Annotated in this window: 15 protein-coding genes; 5 read left to right on the forward strand and 10 right to left on the reverse strand. The window is 58.0% G+C overall.

Translation table 11 applies throughout. From position 1 onward, the window contains the following. Window positions 1–223: 223 nt before the first annotated feature. Window positions 224–1,309, reverse strand: coding sequence for a tartrate dehydrogenase (locus tag CWM61_RS23230; RefSeq protein WP_100632005.1), 1,086 nt, complete (start codon window positions 1,307–1,309; stop codon window positions 224–226). Between the two features lie 82 nt (window positions 1,310–1,391). Between CWM61_RS23230 and CWM61_RS23235 the strand changes: the two genes are divergently transcribed. Next, a complete protein-coding gene (locus tag CWM61_RS23235; protein WP_165784195.1) occupies window positions 1,392–2,354 on the forward strand; it encodes a LysR substrate-binding domain-containing protein in 963 nt (320 codons plus the stop codon). Here CWM61_RS23235 and CWM61_RS23240 read toward each other — a convergent pair. The 4 genes from CWM61_RS23240 to puuD all read right to left on the reverse strand — a co-directional run bounded on the left by CWM61_RS23240 (window position 2,351) and on the right by puuD (window position 6,776). Beyond that, complete coding sequence (locus CWM61_RS23240) at window positions 2,351–3,631, reverse strand: NAD(P)/FAD-dependent oxidoreductase (RefSeq protein WP_100632006.1); 1,281 nt, start codon at window positions 3,629–3,631, stop codon at window positions 2,351–2,353. The genes CWM61_RS23235 and CWM61_RS23240 overlap by 4 nt on opposite strands. Before the next feature lie 2 nt (window positions 3,632–3,633). Further along, the gene (gene puuC, locus CWM61_RS23245; RefSeq protein WP_100632007.1) at window positions 3,634–5,121 is read right to left on the reverse strand and encodes an aldehyde dehydrogenase PuuC; all 1,488 of its coding nucleotides are present in this window, start codon (window positions 5,119–5,121) and stop codon (window positions 3,634–3,636) included. Between the two features lie 319 nt (window positions 5,122–5,440). Further along, the gene (puuR, locus tag CWM61_RS23250; RefSeq protein WP_002898590.1) at window positions 5,441–5,998 is read right to left on the reverse strand and encodes an HTH-type transcriptional regulator PuuR; all 558 of its coding nucleotides are present in this window, start codon (window positions 5,996–5,998) and stop codon (window positions 5,441–5,443) included. A 25-nt stretch (window positions 5,999–6,023) separates the two neighbouring features. Further along, window positions 6,024–6,776 (reverse strand): gamma-glutamyl-gamma-aminobutyrate hydrolase, encoded by a 753-nt coding sequence (gene puuD / locus CWM61_RS23255; RefSeq protein WP_072199196.1) that lies wholly within the window; start codon window positions 6,774–6,776, stop codon window positions 6,024–6,026. Between the two features lie 225 nt (window positions 6,777–7,001). On the opposite strand from puuD, the gene CWM61_RS23260 reads away from it, so the two are divergent. Then, complete coding sequence (locus tag CWM61_RS23260; protein ID WP_074386366.1) at window positions 7,002–8,423, forward strand: glutamine synthetase family protein; 1,422 nt, start codon at window positions 7,002–7,004, stop codon at window positions 8,421–8,423. Window positions 8,424–8,776: 353 nt separating this feature from the next. Next, the gene (locus CWM61_RS23275; RefSeq protein ID WP_061155121.1) at window positions 8,777–10,168 is read left to right on the forward strand and encodes an APC family permease; all 1,392 of its coding nucleotides are present in this window, start codon (window positions 8,777–8,779) and stop codon (window positions 10,166–10,168) included. Between the two features lie 119 nt (window positions 10,169–10,287). Here CWM61_RS23275 and CWM61_RS23280 read toward each other — a convergent pair whose 3' ends face one another. Beyond that, entirely contained in the window at window positions 10,288–10,410 is a 123-nt protein-coding gene (locus tag CWM61_RS23280; protein ID WP_002898600.1) for a small membrane protein, read from the reverse strand. Between the two features lie 256 nt (window positions 10,411–10,666). Here CWM61_RS23280 and CWM61_RS23285 point away from each other — a divergent pair, with 256 nt between their 5' ends. Next, on the forward strand, window positions 10,667–10,888 hold the full coding sequence (locus tag CWM61_RS23285; protein WP_074386365.1) for a hypothetical protein: 222 nt from the start codon (window positions 10,667–10,669) through the stop codon (window positions 10,886–10,888). A gap of 17 nt (window positions 10,889–10,905) precedes the next feature. On the opposite strand, the gene CWM61_RS23290 is transcribed toward CWM61_RS23285, so the two are convergent. Both CWM61_RS23290 and CWM61_RS23295 read right to left on the reverse strand, forming a co-directional pair. Continuing rightward, on the reverse strand, window positions 10,906–11,694 hold the full coding sequence (locus CWM61_RS23290) for an SDR family NAD(P)-dependent oxidoreductase (protein ID WP_100632008.1): 789 nt from the start codon (window positions 11,692–11,694) through the stop codon (window positions 10,906–10,908). A 115-nt stretch (window positions 11,695–11,809) separates the two neighbouring features. Beyond that, entirely contained in the window at window positions 11,810–12,259 is a 450-nt protein-coding gene (locus CWM61_RS23295; RefSeq protein WP_061155118.1) for a winged helix-turn-helix transcriptional regulator, read from the reverse strand. Window positions 12,260–12,411: 152 nt separating this feature from the next. Between CWM61_RS23295 and agp the strand changes: the two genes are divergently transcribed. Continuing rightward, entirely contained in the window at window positions 12,412–13,659 is a 1,248-nt protein-coding gene (gene agp / locus CWM61_RS23300; RefSeq protein WP_100632009.1) for a bifunctional glucose-1-phosphatase/inositol phosphatase, read from the forward strand. 67 nt (window positions 13,660–13,726) lie between these two features. Here the strand turns inward: agp and CWM61_RS23305 are convergent, their stop codons facing one another. Together CWM61_RS23305 and wrbA are read right to left on the reverse strand one after the other, a co-directional pair. Continuing rightward, complete coding sequence (locus CWM61_RS23305; RefSeq protein WP_061155116.1) at window positions 13,727–13,954, reverse strand: YccJ family protein; 228 nt, start codon at window positions 13,952–13,954, stop codon at window positions 13,727–13,729. 20 nt (window positions 13,955–13,974) lie between these two features. Continuing rightward, window positions 13,975–14,571: an NAD(P)H:quinone oxidoreductase gene (gene wrbA / locus CWM61_RS23310; RefSeq protein ID WP_008805935.1), complete on the reverse strand. Its 597-nt coding sequence runs from the start codon at window positions 14,569–14,571 to the stop codon at window positions 13,975–13,977. Window positions 14,572–14,670: the final 99 nt, after the last annotated feature.

The following is a 14,670-nucleotide window of genomic DNA, read 5'->3' on the forward strand; positions in this document are numbered from 1 at the left end:
CCGGGGGTACAGGGGGCGGCGGCGACTGGCCGCCCCCTGTGCGCTCCCTGCGCCAGAAGAGACATAACGCAGAAGACATATCGGGAGCGCAATGTGCCCGGAAATAACACAGAACAAACGTTTTTCCCGGGGCGAAACCGTTGCAAACCGATAACAGTTTCTACATTATCGTGCCTTTTGTAGCCCCGGTAAGCGCAGCGCGACCGGGGAGCGGGCGGGGTAATTACGCCAAAATGGCTTTGCAGATAGCGTCGCTGACCTGTTGCGTTGACGCGCTGCCTTTCATATCCGGGGTTTTCGGCCCGCTGGCAATCACCTGCTCAATCGCCGCCAGGATCCCGTTGTGGGCGGCGTGATAGCGCTCGTCGTCGTTACCGAGGAAATCGAGCATCATCGCCCCGGCCCACACGGTGGCGATCGGGTTGGCGATATTTTTACCGTAGATATCCGGCGCGGAGCCGTGAACCGGCTCGAACAGCGATGGGAAGGTGCGCTCCGGGTTGAGATTGGCCGATGGCGCAATACCGATAGTGCCGGTACAGGCCGGGCCAAGATCGGAGAGAATATCGCCGAACAGATTGGAACCGACCACCACGTCGAAACGCTCCGGCTGCAGCACGAAGCGGGCGCACAGGATATCGATATGCTGCTTGTCCCAGCGAATATCCGGATAGTTTTTGGCCATCTCTTCCACTCGCTCATCCCAGTAGGGCATGCTGATCGCCAGACCGTTGGATTTGGTGGCGGAGGTCAGCGTTTTACGCGGGCGGCTTTGCGCCAGTTCGAAGGCGTAGCGCAGGATCCGGTCCACGCCACGGCGGGTAAAGACCGACTCCTGAATCACCACTTCATGCTCAGTGCCTTCATTGGCGCGCCCGCCAAGGGCGGAATATTCGCCTTCGGTATTTTCGCGCACCACATAAAAATCAATATCACCGGCCTTTTTACCCGCCAGCGGGCAGGGGACGCCGGGGAACAGGCGCACCGGACGCAGGTTGACATACTGGTCGAACTCGCGGCGGAACTTCAGCAGCGACCCCCACAGAGAAATGTGGTCGGGAACGGTATCCGGCCAGCCGACGGCGCCAAAGTAGATAGCATCGAAGCCCTGCAGCTGCTCGCGCCAGTCGTCCGGCATCATCTTGCCGTGATGAGCATAATATTCGCAGCTTGCCCACTCCATCTGCTCGAAGCTCAACGACAGATCCCAACGCTGTGCGGCGGCTTGCAGCACGCGAATCCCTTCAGGCAGAACTTCTTTGCCAATTCCGTCACCCGGGATGGCGGCAATACGACAGGTTTTTTTCATTCCGGTTCTCACTTTTTAGCGATGATGTTTGACCACCTGCCTATCCTATAATTGACTGGTTCATAATTAATCACGCTAACTGGTGAAACATAAAACACAGATCATGAATAATCTGCCGCTGCTAAATGATTTACGCGTCTTTATGCTGGTCGCTCGCCGGGCCGGGTTTGCCGCCGCCGCCGAGGAGCTTGGCGTATCACCGGCGTTCGTCAGCAAGCGGGTTTCGCTGCTGGAACACACCCTGAATGTGGTGTTGCTGCACCGTACTACCCGCCGGGTCACCATTACCGAGGAGGGGGAGCGGATCTACGAGTGGGCGCAGCGCATTTTGCAGGATGTCGATGAGATGATGGACGAGCTTTCCGACGTGCGTCAGGTGCCGCAGGGAACGCTGCGTATTATCAGCAGCTTCGGCTTTGGCCGCCGGGTGGTGGCCCCGGCGCTGTCGGCGCTGGCCCTTCAGTACCCGCAGCTGGAACTGCGTTTCGATGTCCAGGACCGGCTGGTGGATTTAGTCAATGAAGGGGTGGATCTCGATATTCGCGTCGGCGACGATATCGCGCCGAATCTGATTGCCCGCCAGCTGGCGTCCAACCACCGCGTGCTCTGCGCCTCGCCGCAGTTCCTTGACCGCCATCCACCACTGAAGCAGCTGAGCGATCTGGCCGCTTTACCCTGCCTGGTGATTAAAGAGCGCGATCATCCGTTTGGCGTCTGGCAGTTGCACAGCAAAGAGGGGCAGCACGCGATCAAGGTGACCGGGCCGCTGTCGTCCAACCATGGTGAAATTGTGCATCAGTGGTGTCTGGACGGGCAGGGAATTGCGTTACGTTCATGGTGGGACGTCAGGGAGAATATCGCCAGCGGCCATCTGGTGCATGTGCTGCCGGAATTCTTTCAGCCTGCCAATGTCTGGGCGGTCTACGTCTCCCGGCTGGCGACGTCCGCCAAAATTCGCACCACCGTGGAGTTTCTGCGCCACTACTTTCGACTGCACTATCCGCAGCATGAGCCGACGGCCAGGGCCGTCGGCGGAGGCGATTAAACCCCAAGGCGGTCGCGCAGACTGTAGTAGGCGGCGCCCATGGCGGTAAAGGGAATGCGCAGGCTGCGGCCGCCCGGGAACGGGTAGTGCGGCAGCCTGGCGAAGGCGTCGAAACGCTCGGCGTCGCCGCGCAGCAGCTCTGAAATCAAGCGTCCGGCGAGGTGGGTACAGGTCACGCCATGGCCGCTGTAGCCCTGCATGTAGTAAATATTGTTATCGAGACGCCCGAACTGCGGCATCCGCGACAGGGTCAGCAGGAAGTTACCGGTCCAGCGGTAGTCAATTTTCACCCCCTGCAACTGCGGGAAGGTTTTCAGCAGCTTGGGCATAATCAGGCGCTCAACGTCGTCCGGATCGCGCGCGCCGTAGACCACGCCGCCGCCGTACAGCAGGCGGTTGTCGCCGGTCAGACGGTAGTAGTCCAGCAGGTAGTTACAATCTTCCACACAGTAGTTTTTCGGGATCAGCGAGCGGGCGACCTCTTCCGACAGCGGGGCGGTCGTCACCACCTGGGTGCCGCACGGCATGCTGCGTTTCGCCAGCTCCGGCTCCAGCTTGTCACCGAGATACGCATTACCGGCGACGATGACGTAGCGTGCGGTCACCTGGCCGCGCGCGGTACTGACCACCGCCGGGCTGGTGTGCTGGATGCGGGTGACCGGCGACTGCTCATACACCCGGCCGCCGTTCAGGCGAATGGCGTCCGCTTCGCCGATGGCGAGGTTCAGCGGGTGAATATGGCCGCCGCTGTGGTCGAGCAGGGCGCCGACGTAGCGGTCGCTATCCACTTCGCGACGGATTGCGTGGCTGTCCAGCAGTTCCAGCTGGGTGTTGCCGTAGCGCTCCCAGTTGGCTTTCTGCTCTTCCAGGGTTTCCAGCTGTTTATGGTTCATCGCCACAAACAGGCCGCCCGGGCGGTAATCACACTGGATCTGGTAGCGCTGGATGCGCTCGCGAATAATATCGCCGCCTTCGAACATCATGCTGCCGAGCATTTTGGCCGCATCCGGGCCGTAGTTCTTCTCAATGACGTCGATATCGCGGCTATAGGAGTTGACCAACTGACCGCCGTTGCGGCCGCTGGCGCCGAAGCCGATGCGCGCGCCTTCCAGCACCACCACGTCGTAGCCCATTTCGGCCAGATGCAGGGCCGAGGAGAGGCCGGTGTAGCCGCCGCCGACGACGCAGACGTCGCAGCTTATCGATTCGTCCAGCGTTGGGAACGGTTCATACTTGTTGGCGCTGGCGGCGTAGTAGCTAGTGGTATGTTCAGTCATGATCAAGACTCCAGGGCAATCCAGATGGTTTTCAGTTCGGTGAATTTTTCCAGCGCGTGTAGCGATTTATCGCGCCCGTTGCCGCTCTGCTTGTAGCCGCCGAACGGAACGGTCATATCACCATCGTTATAGTTGTTGACGAAGACCGAGCCAGCCTTCAGGCGACGGCTCATGCGGTGGGCGCGCGACAGATCGCGGGTCCACACCGCGGCGCCGAGACCGTAGTCGCTGTCGTTGGCAAGCTGCAGCGCCTCTTCTTCGCTTTTGAAGCGCGTGACCACCAGTACCGGGCCGAAGATTTCTTCCCGGCTGAGGGTCGATGCCGGGTCGACGTCAACGAAAATGGTCGGGCCGACGGCGGCAGGCCACGGGTTTTTCCGCCCGTCGAGGAACAGCGTGCTTTTGGCTTCGCCGCCGCGGATAAAACTGTGCACGTTGTCGGCATGGGCGTTATCAATCAACATGCCCATGGTGGTGTCCGGATCGAGCGGGTGACCCGGTTGCCAGTGTTGCGCCTGCGCTTTCAGCAATGTCAGAAATTCGTCGGCGATGTTCTCCTCCAGCAGCAGGCGGGTGCCAGCGATACAGACCTGGCCCTGGTTATAGAAGATGCCGCCGGCGGTGGCGTTGACCGCTTTTTGCAGATCCGGGCAGTCGGCGAAGACGATGTTGGCGCTCTTGCCGCCCGCTTCCAGCCATACGCGCTTCATATTGCTGTCGCCGGCGTCTTTCAGTAGCTGCTTGCCGGTACGGGTGGATCCGGTGAAGGTGATGACTTCAACGTCAGGATGAAGGGCCAGCGCCTGCCCGGCCTCGTGGCCAAAACCGCTAACCACGTTCAACACGCCGTCCGGCAGGCCGGCCTCTTTCGCCAGCCCGGCCAGACGCAGGGCGGTGAGCGGCGATTTTTCCGAGGGTTTGAGGATCACGCTGTTGCCTGCCGCCAGCGCCGGGCCGAGTTTCCAGCAGGCCAGCAGCAGCGGGAAGTTCCACGGCACCACCGCGGCAATCACGCCAATCGGTTCGCGGACGATCATCGCCAGCTCATTGCTGCCGGTGGGCGCGACTTCGCCATAGACTTTATCCAGCGCCTCGGCGTACCAGCGGATGGCGCGGGCGGCGCCGGGAATATCGTCGCGCAGGCTGTGGCGGATCGGTTTGCCGGTATCCAGCGTTTCCAGCAGCGCCAGCTCTTCACGATGGGCTTCCATCAGGTCGGCAAATTTCGTGAGAACCGCTTTACGCCAGGCCGGAGAGGCCTGCGACCAGTCGCCGTTATCAAAAACCTGACGCGCGGCTTTCACCGCCAGGTCGACGTCGGCTTTTTTACCGCGGGCGACCTGCGCTAATGTCTGCTGCGCGGCAGGGTCAATGGTCTCAAAGGTGGTATTATCGGCCGCGGCGCAATATTCGCCGTTAATAAATAAGCGCGTTTCAATGGCCAGGTTTTTCGCTTTTTCCTGCCAGTAAGCCAGGTGCTGAAAATTCATCATGACTCCTTAAAAACATTATCGGCAAATTAATCAGTTCGGCGTTTTCAGGCTGCACGGGGGCGCTGCGCCAGGCGCAGGGCATAGTGTATCCCCGGAGTTGAATACCGTTTATTTCCCTGGATTTCGACAGGTTGTTTGCAACCCGAATTATTCAGGGGGTAGCCGCCATTCACTGGCGTTAATTATTTCAGGGCCAACAGGAAATAATATTCCGTACGGCACAGGCGTTATTACTGCGAGTTCTTCGCCGCGACGAAAATAGCTTTTCCGTCGCGACAGGCCTGAAGAAAGCCTGAACCTCGTTCAGGCTAAATAATCAGAATGTGGTGGGGGTGTGGGCACTGATGATGCGGCAGATGCCTGCCGAGGTGTTGCTGAAGCTGTGCGGGATGCCGGTATTAATGGCATAGCTCTGTCCAGCCACCAGGTGGTACGACTGACCGTTAATGGTCAGCACGATCTCACCTTCCAGTATGGTGCCTATCTCCTCACCCTGATGCTTAATTCTCTCCCCGGTCGTGGTTCCAGGCTGGTAAGTTTCAAAAATCATCGCCAGCGTACGGTTCGGATTTCCGTTATGAACCAGTTTCATGGAAACGCCCTGACTCCCCATCTCAATCAGGTCATCCTGATTAATGACCACCTGGGGTTCGTCCGGCTTTTCAGGTTCAGAAAAGAATTCCGAGAGCGACAGCCCATAGACTTTCAGCAGCTTTTGCAGCGTACTGATGGCAGGACTGACTTTGTCCTGCTCTATGGTGCTGATGGCACTATGTGTTAACCCAGACAGTTCGGCGGCACGACGCTGTGAGAGACCCAGCTGTTGGCGGATCTCTGACAGACGTTTCCCTGGCGCCAGTCCGTCATCGCTCATATTTGCATTTCCTTAACGGTAGTGGTCAGCGCCGCCGCTTTTCAGCATGATGGCCCTGACAGGCGGTGATAAAACCATCAAACAACATACGCGACAGGGCGTATTCGCTACTGTTCCATTCAGGATGCCACTGTACGCCCAACGCGAAAGGATGATCGTTCACGCTGACCGCCTCCACCAGTCCATCCGGCGCTCGTGCCTCCACGCGCAGCTGCGGACTCAGAGTTTTCGCCCCTTGCCCATGTAGCGAGTTTACCCAAAACGTGTTGCAGCCCGGTATCAATTGCGACAGCAATCCTCCTTCCTGAACCTCAACCTGATGGGACGGCGCATACTGCTGCTCGACGGGCAGTTCAGGATCTTCACGATGTTCAAGGAGCTCAGGCTGCTCGAACAGACGACGATACAGAGTCCCGCCGGTGGCGACAACCAGTTCCTGCAGTCCACGACAGATGGCGAAAATGGGGATGCGCCTTTCGAGTGCGGCGTTAATCAGCGCCATGCTCAGAAGATCACGCCCGGGGTCGGCGTCAGGCTCATCGCCGTTTTCACCATAAAGGTGCGGCTGCACATTACTGGGACTGCCTGGCAGGTAAATCCCGTCCAGTTTATCGACTAACGCGTTCAGCAGCTCCGGCTCCGCCAGCGCATGCGGCAGGGCGATCGGCAGTCCGCCGGCGTTAACAATGGCATTCAGGTACTTTTCTTGCAGAGTCTGGGTCTGGTGACCCTTAAGCCTGTTTCTACACATCACGACGCCAATAACTGGCTTGTACATTATATTTTCCATGATCGCCCTCACAAAGTGGACTAAATTATGACCGCTATAGCGGGTTTAACGGCCATATCGTTCAATATTTTCTCAATCTAGCAGTGGAAATAGCCCTTTGCAAACTTAATTTAACATTTGACAAACAATTTGTTTGCATACAAAGTCGATGGGGTGGACATTATATTTAACGGTCTGAGCACAGGACCGAAACCCAACCAACGGCGGTGAATCATGGAAACCAATATCGTAGAAGTTGAGAATTTTGTTCAGCATACGGAAGAGAGACGGGTCAGCGCATTCGCGAAAGAAGTGAAGCGCTACCTCGAAACCTACCCCGATACCCAGTATGTCGATGTCCTCCTCACCGACCTGAACGGTTGCTTCCGCGGCAAACGGATCCCGGTTGCCGGCCTGAGTAAACTGGAGAAAGGCTGTTATTTCCCGGCCTCGGTGTTTGCGATGGATATTCTTGGCAATGTGGTGGAAGAGGCCGGTCTGGGTCAGGATATGGGCGAGCCGGATCGTAGCTGCATCCCGGTACCTGGCACCTTAACGCCTTCGGCGGCTGACCCACAATCGATAGCCCAGGTACAGCTGACCATGGTTGATGAAGATGGCGCTCCCTTTGACGTTGAGCCGCGGAACGTACTCAACCGCCTCTGGCAGCAGTTGCGCCAGCGCGGGCTGTTCCCCGTGGTAGCGGTAGAGCTGGAGTTCTATTTACTGGACCGCAAACGCGATGCCGAAGGCTACCTCCAGCCGCCGTGCGCGCCGGGCACCGACGATCGCAACACCCAAAGCCAGGTCTACTCCGTCGATAACCTTAACCACTTTGCCGACGTGCTTTATGACATCGACGAGCTGGCCAAACTGCAGCTGATCCCCGCCGACGGCGCGGTGGCGGAAGCCTCGCCGGGCCAGTTTGAAATCAACCTTCACCATACCGATAACGTGCTGGATGCCTGCGATGATGCGCTGGCGTTAAAACGTCTCGTGCGTTTAATGGCGGAGAAGCATAAGATGCACGCCACTTTTATGGCGAAGCCTTATGAAGAGCATGCGGGCAGCGGGATGCACATCCACATCAGCATGCTGAACAATAAAGGGGAAAACGTGCTGGTGGACGGCGACGGGGAAGACTCCGCGCTGCTCAAACGCGCGCTGGCCGGGATGATCGATCTGATGCCGGCCTCGATGGCGCTGCTGGCGCCGAACGTGAACTCGTATCGCCGCTTTCAGCCGGGGATGTACGTCCCGACGCAGGCTTCGTGGGGGCATAACAACCGTACCGTGGCCTTGCGTATTCCGTGCGGCGAGCGGCAGAACCACCGCGTCGAGTATCGCGTGGCGGGGGCGGACGCCAACCCATATCTGGTGATGGCGGCGATTTTTGCCGGCATTCTGCACGGGCTGGATAACCCCCAGCTGCCTTTGCAGGAAGAGGTGGAAGGTAACGGTCTGGAACAAGAGGGCCTGCCGTTCCCGATCCGCCAGAGCGATGCGCTGTGGGAGTTTATGCAGAACGATCATCTGCGCGAGCGCCTCGGTGAGCGTTTCTGCCACGTTTTTCATGCCTGTAAGCATGATGAATTACTGCAGTTTGAGCGTCTTATCACAGAAACCGAAATTGAGTGGATGTTGAAAAACGCCTGATGGTCGCCCCGCGAGGGGCCCATGAGTTTGGTAATCAGTAGCATCATACGGCCTGAGCGGAGCCTGGTCGTCCTTTTTGCTGGGAGCCCAGCCATTTCCCGGATGTCGCGTTAAGGAGCGCAGGCGGCAACGGGGCTTCAGTTAACGACACAGTGTGTGACGAGGAAATGAGATGATGCAGATGTTCAAATATCCGCAGGGAGAGGGAGGCCGCTCTGGCCGCATTGGATGCCAACCAGCTACCGCTCACCGGTCCGTCTTACCCTTTTATTTACGCCTTACCCCTTTGCTAAGCAGGTTTGTCACGCGGACGTTGTACCCGCAGACTGTTATCAGCAAAGGGGGAATGAGCGATGGCTATTAATCTTCCTGCGCAAGATGCCGCTCAGGCGGGCAGACCTGGTCTGCGGAAATCACTCAAACTCTGGCAAGTGGTGATGATGGGGCTGGCCTATCTCACGCCGATGACGGTGTTTGATACCTTCGGCATTGTCTCCGGCATCAGCAATGGCCACGTACCGGCGTCTTATTTGCTGGCGCTGGCGGGCGTGCTGTTTACCGCTATCAGCTACGGCAAACTGGTGCGCCAGTTTCCGGAAGCTGGCTCCGCTTACACCTACGCGCAAAAATCCATCAGTCCGCACGTCGGCTTTATGGTTGGCTGGTCGTCGCTGCTGGATTATCTGTTCCTGCCCATGATCAACGTCCTGCTGGCGAAGATCTATCTCTCGGCGCTGTTCCCGGAAGTACCGCCGTGGGTGTGGGTGGTGACCTTTGTTGCCATCCTCACCGCCGCGAACCTGAAAAGCGTTAACCTGGTGGCTAACTTCAATACCTTGTTCGTGTTGGTGCAGATCTCGATCATGGTGGTATTTGTCATTCTGGTGGTGCAGGGGCTGCACAAAGGCGAGGGGGTGGGTACCGTCTGGTCGCTGCAGCCATTTATCAGCCAGAATGCCCATCTGATCCCGATTATTACCGGCGCGACCATTGTCTGCTTCTCGTTTCTCGGCTTCGATGCGGTGACCACGCTGTCGGAAGAGACCCCTGATGCCGCGCGGGTGATCCCGAAGGCGATTTTTCTCACCGCAATGTATGGCGGCATTATCTTTATCGCCGCGTCGTTCTTTATGCAGCTGTTCTTCCCGGATATTCATCGCTTTAAAGACCCTGATGCCGCGCTGCCGGAGATTGCGCTGTATGTGGGCGGCAAGTTATTCCAGTCGATTTTCCTGTGCACGACCTTTGTTAACACCCTGGCGTCGGGCCTGGCGTCGCATGCCAGCGTCTCCCGTCTGCTTTACGTGATGGGCCGCGACAACGTCTTCCCGGAGCGTATTTTTGGCTATGTGCATCCGAAATGGCGTACCCCGGCGCTGAACGTGATTATGGTGGGCATCGTTGCGTTGTCGGCGCTGTTCTTCGACCTGGTGACCGCCACGGCGTTGATCAACTTCGGCGCACTGGTGGCGTTTACCTTCGTTAACCTGTCGGTGTTCAACCACTTCTGGCGGCGCAAGGGGTATAACAAAACCTGGAAGGATCGTCTGCACTATCTGCTGCTGCCAATGGTCGGGGCGTTGACCGTGGGCGTGCTGTGGATCAACCTCGAGGCCACCTCGCTAACGCTTGGTCTGGTGTGGGCGGCGCTTGGCCTGCTGTACCTGACTTATCTGACCCGGCGTTTCCGTAAACCCCCGCCGCAGTTCGATGCCACCAAAGCGGAGCAGGCCTGGGAATCATAAACGTTTGATGCTGCTGTTGAACGAAGGCAGGCCCACTGGCCTGCCTTCGTTTTTGGTTCGGTAAGGGACAGTACAGGATGGTAAAGAAATCAGCAGAAAACGGCGGGGAACGGAAGGTGTTATTTCTTCTTTTTATGGACAGGTAACTGACTGGCGCGCCGCTCTTTGAGGTACGACACCAGGCTGTAAATGGCGACGCCCAGCAGCGCCACCGCGACGATAAAGAGAATAAGACCCGACATAGACCAACCTAATATTCTGTTTAGAAAGGGAAAAAGATACAGGGCTCTGTTTGAAGATAACATCGGGATATGTCTGAAAGATGACGCCTCATACCGGGAATCTTCGGCGATGGGGTTGTGATAAAATATTTCCCGCAGGAATGTGACAGCCAGGGTTTCATCTGAAATGGCGTAACACTCCGTTAAGTGATTTTACAGAAGTGCGGTCTACAGCAGGTTACGCTGACCGCGAATAAGAATGATCTGAGAGTAAGTCATGTATAAGAAAACCCTCAGCCTGCTGGGTGTGGTGCTGGCGCTGTCTGCCTTCGCCAGCCAGGCTGAAAGTGAACCTCAGGCGAGCCGCGAACGGATCGTGGAGCAGATCCTCAAGCCATGTGAAGGTAAAAAAGCGGGCGATAAGGTGGTGATTACCGATCGCCGCGGCGGCGAGCACGAGGCCATTTGTACCCTGACGGCGGTTCCGCTACCGGAGTAACGCCCGCCGCAAGGGGGTTAGCGATACCGCGGCGCCGGTTGCCCGGTTCGCGCGCTGGTAAACAGCGCCAGTCTGGTCTGCTCGAAAGCCTCCCACAGTCCCAGGTCATGAACCGGCGGTAAGGTGACCTGTTCCCCCATATCCAGCCCCCTGAGGGCGGCGTCCACCAGATCTTCTGTGGTCATCACTGTGCCGGTGGGCAGGGCGTCCAGCGCCACGCCGGAGGTCGGCCAGAGATCGGTGGCGGTCGCCGCCGGCAATACCGCCTGAATACGCACGCCGCTGTCGGCAAACTCATCCTGCAGACCGCGGGTGAAGCTCAACACCCAGGCTTTACTGGCGCTGTAGACCGCGCTGCCCGGCAGCGTATGTAGCGCGAGGATGGAGGCAATATTAATGAGCGTTCCCCGGCGTCGTGGGGTGAAAGCGGCCAGCGCGGCATAGCTCAGGCGCAGCAGCGCCGTGGTGTTGAGCGTATGAATCGCCTGGTGCTCGCGCGGCGTACTGGCGAGAAAACCCGCCATTTTCGCGGTGCCGGCGTTGTTAATGAACAGGTCGATGGCGGGATCCTGCTGCAGACGCTGCTCTATGGCGGCAATCCCGTGCTCTTCGCTAAGATCGGCTTTGAGGATGCTGGCCTGGATGGCGTAGCGTGCCTGCAGCTGGTCGGCGAGCGCCAGCAGCCGGTCTTCACGACGGGCGGCGAGGATCAGGTTGTAGCCGCGGGCGGCGAGTCGTTCGGCATAGATCGCGCCGATACCTGAGGACGCGCCAGTGATAAAAGCAGTGTGCGATGACTGGGTCATGAGAATTGCCTCGTAAAAGGTTGCATTATTAAACCAAATTCAGCATGAGATATCTGGTTTAATAATGCAACTATTTTGCCAGGCTTTTTTTATTTCTGCCTGCCGCAGGGAGCGATTAGTCGTTCAGCGGGAGGGCGATGGTGATATCCGCTGGGGAGAGCTCACGGCCATCGGCCGCCTGCAGCACCAGTTTACGCAGGGGCTGACGCTGCTGGCGGTCAATGAGCCGGGTCGCCGGTTCGTTCGGGTCAAAAAGATAATCGTCTGCCCACTGGGAGAGGGCGACCAGCACCGTCTGCAGGGCACGGCCCTTGTCGGTCAGGACATACTCCTGCCAGGCGCTGCCGTCGGAGGCCGGCTGCAGGCGCAGGATGCCTTCATCCACCAGCATTTTCAGCCGCCCGGCGAGCATGTTTTTGGCAATACCGAGGTTTTTCTGGAATTCGCTAAACCGGCGCACCCCGCGCAGGGCATCACGGACGATCAGCAGCGACCACCAGTCACCGATTACATCGAGGGAACGGGCGATAGGGCAACAGCTGTTTTCCAGACGGGTACGTTTCACGAAGGCCTCCAGGTTAATTGTTTCATTATAAAACTCTTTGCCCGGCAGGGGAAATTTTCGACTACGGTCTAAGTTTGCGAGCGATTACCAGGAAAAATGTCATCAATCCGTCACAATTAACGCGATGATAATAAATGACTAAGGATGAAGGGATGAAAAAACGTCTACTTGCCGCCGCCGTCGCCGGCGCGGTGATGTTATCCGCTAGCGCTCAGGCGCAGGACACGGCCGCCCCGGAGGGGTATCAGCTGCAACAGGTGCTGATCATGAGCCGTCACAATCTGCGTGCGCCGCTGGCCAATAACGGCAGCGTACTGGAGCAGTCGACAGCGAAAGCCTGGCCGCAGTGGGATGTGCCGGGCGGTCAGCTGACCACCAAAGGCGGCGTGCTGGAGGTGTATATGGGCCACTATATGCGCGAATGGCTGGCGCAGCAGAAGCTGGTGACCAGCGGTGAGTGCCCGCCGGAAAACGCGGTTTACGCCTATGCCAACAGCCTGCAGCGCACCGTCGCCACCGCGCAGTTCTTTATCACCGGCGCGTTCCCGGGCTGCGGTATCACGGTGCACCATCAGCCGCAGATGGGCACTATGGACCCGACCTTCAACCCGGTTATTACCGACGACTCCCCCGCGTTTCGCGAGAAAGCGCTGCAGGCGATGGAAAAAGAGCGTCAGGGGATGCAACTGACCGAGAGCTATAAGCTGCTGGAGACGATGATCGATTACCGCAACTCGCCCTCCTGCAAAGAGAAGCAGGTTTGCTCGCTGAGCGAGGGTAAGGATACCTTTAGCGCCGGTTATCAGCAGGAGCCGGGGGTTTCCGGCCCGCTGAAGGTGGGCAACTCGCTGGTGGATGCGTTCACCCTGCAATACTATGAAGGTTTCCCGAAAGACCAGGTGGCGTGGGGGGAAATCACCAGCGATAAGCAATGGCAGGTGCTGTCGAAGCTGAAAAACGGCTACCAGGATAGTCTGTTTACCTCGACGGCAGTGGCGCAAAACGTCGCCAAACCACTGGTTAAATATATCGATAACGCGCTGGTGGGCGAGGAGGCCAACAAGGCGAAAGTCACGCTGCTGGTGGGGCACGACTCGAATATCGCCTCGCTGCTGACGGCCCTGGACTTTAAGCCTTATCAACTACCTGGCCAGTACGAGCGCACGCCCATTGGCGGCAAACTGCTGTTTCAGCGCTGGCATGACAGCGCCGGCAATCGCGATTTGATGAAGATTGAGTATGTCTATCAAAGTACTGAACAGCTGCGTAACGCCGACGCGTTAACCCTGCAGGCCCCGCCGCAGCGGGTCACCCTGGCGCTTAACGGCTGCCCGGTTGACGATCAGGGATTCTGCCCGCTGGAGACCTTTAAAAAGGTGATCAACGAGGCGGCGAAGTAATGTAAAAAACCCGGAGCAATCCGGGTTTTTTAGCAGGTTAGGGTGAGCCCTGACGGGAATAAACGTCCTAGACGTTTTTACGCTCAATCGTCTGTTCACCCCAGAACAGCGCATCTTTATCGGTTTTGGCAAAGGCCAGCGCCAGCACTTCGTCGCTGCCTTCCTCCCAGATTTGCTCCGCCCGTTTTTCATCGTAATGGGCGACTTCAAAAATCGCCTCGGCGATCTCCGGCGAGGTGTTACGTAAACTTGCCCATTCGCCGACGTGATGTGCTTTTGCTTCTTGAGTTGGCATGTTGCTCCTCCTGCAGAAGATTAGCCGTGTACTTTAACGGCCAGTTTAGCGACATGTTCGCCCTGATAGCGGGCGATGGCTAACTCTTCCTCGCTCGGCTGACGCGAACCGTCTCCGCCGGCGATGGTGGTCGCGCCATAAGGGGTTCCGCCGCGGACCTGGGAGATATCAAACAGCTCCTGGGCGCCATAGCCGATCGGGACGATGATCATGCCGTGGTGGGCCAGCGTCGTCCAGGTCGAGGTGATCGTTTGCTCCTGGCCGCCGCCGGTGCCGGTTGAGCTGAATACGCTGGCGATTTTGCCATACAGGGCGCCGGACGCCCACAGGCCGCCGGTTTGATCGAGGAAGGTGCGCATCTGACCGGACATGTTGCCGAAACGAGTTGGGGTACCAAAGATGATGGCGTCATACTCTGCCAGCTCCTGCGGCGTGGCGACGGGCGCGTTTTGAGTTTTCCCGCCTGCTTTGGCAAATGCTTCAGCCTGCATGGTTTCCGGCACGCGCTTCACAACCACCTCAACGCCATCCACCCGGTTCGCCCCATCGGCGACGGCGTGAGCCATGGTTTCAATGTGTCCATACATGGAATAATAAAGCACCAGAATTTTAGCCATTTCCATCACTCCTCGGTTGCGTTATAAGCCAGCCAAATGACTGGTTACCTTTAAAGATAAAGCCTCCGCCGGAGAGTGCAAATCCAACGGGCATTTATT

This window comes from Klebsiella sp. K-Nf6, assembly GCF_002806655.1.
Lineage (GTDB): Bacteria > Pseudomonadota > Gammaproteobacteria > Enterobacterales > Enterobacteriaceae > Klebsiella > Klebsiella variicola.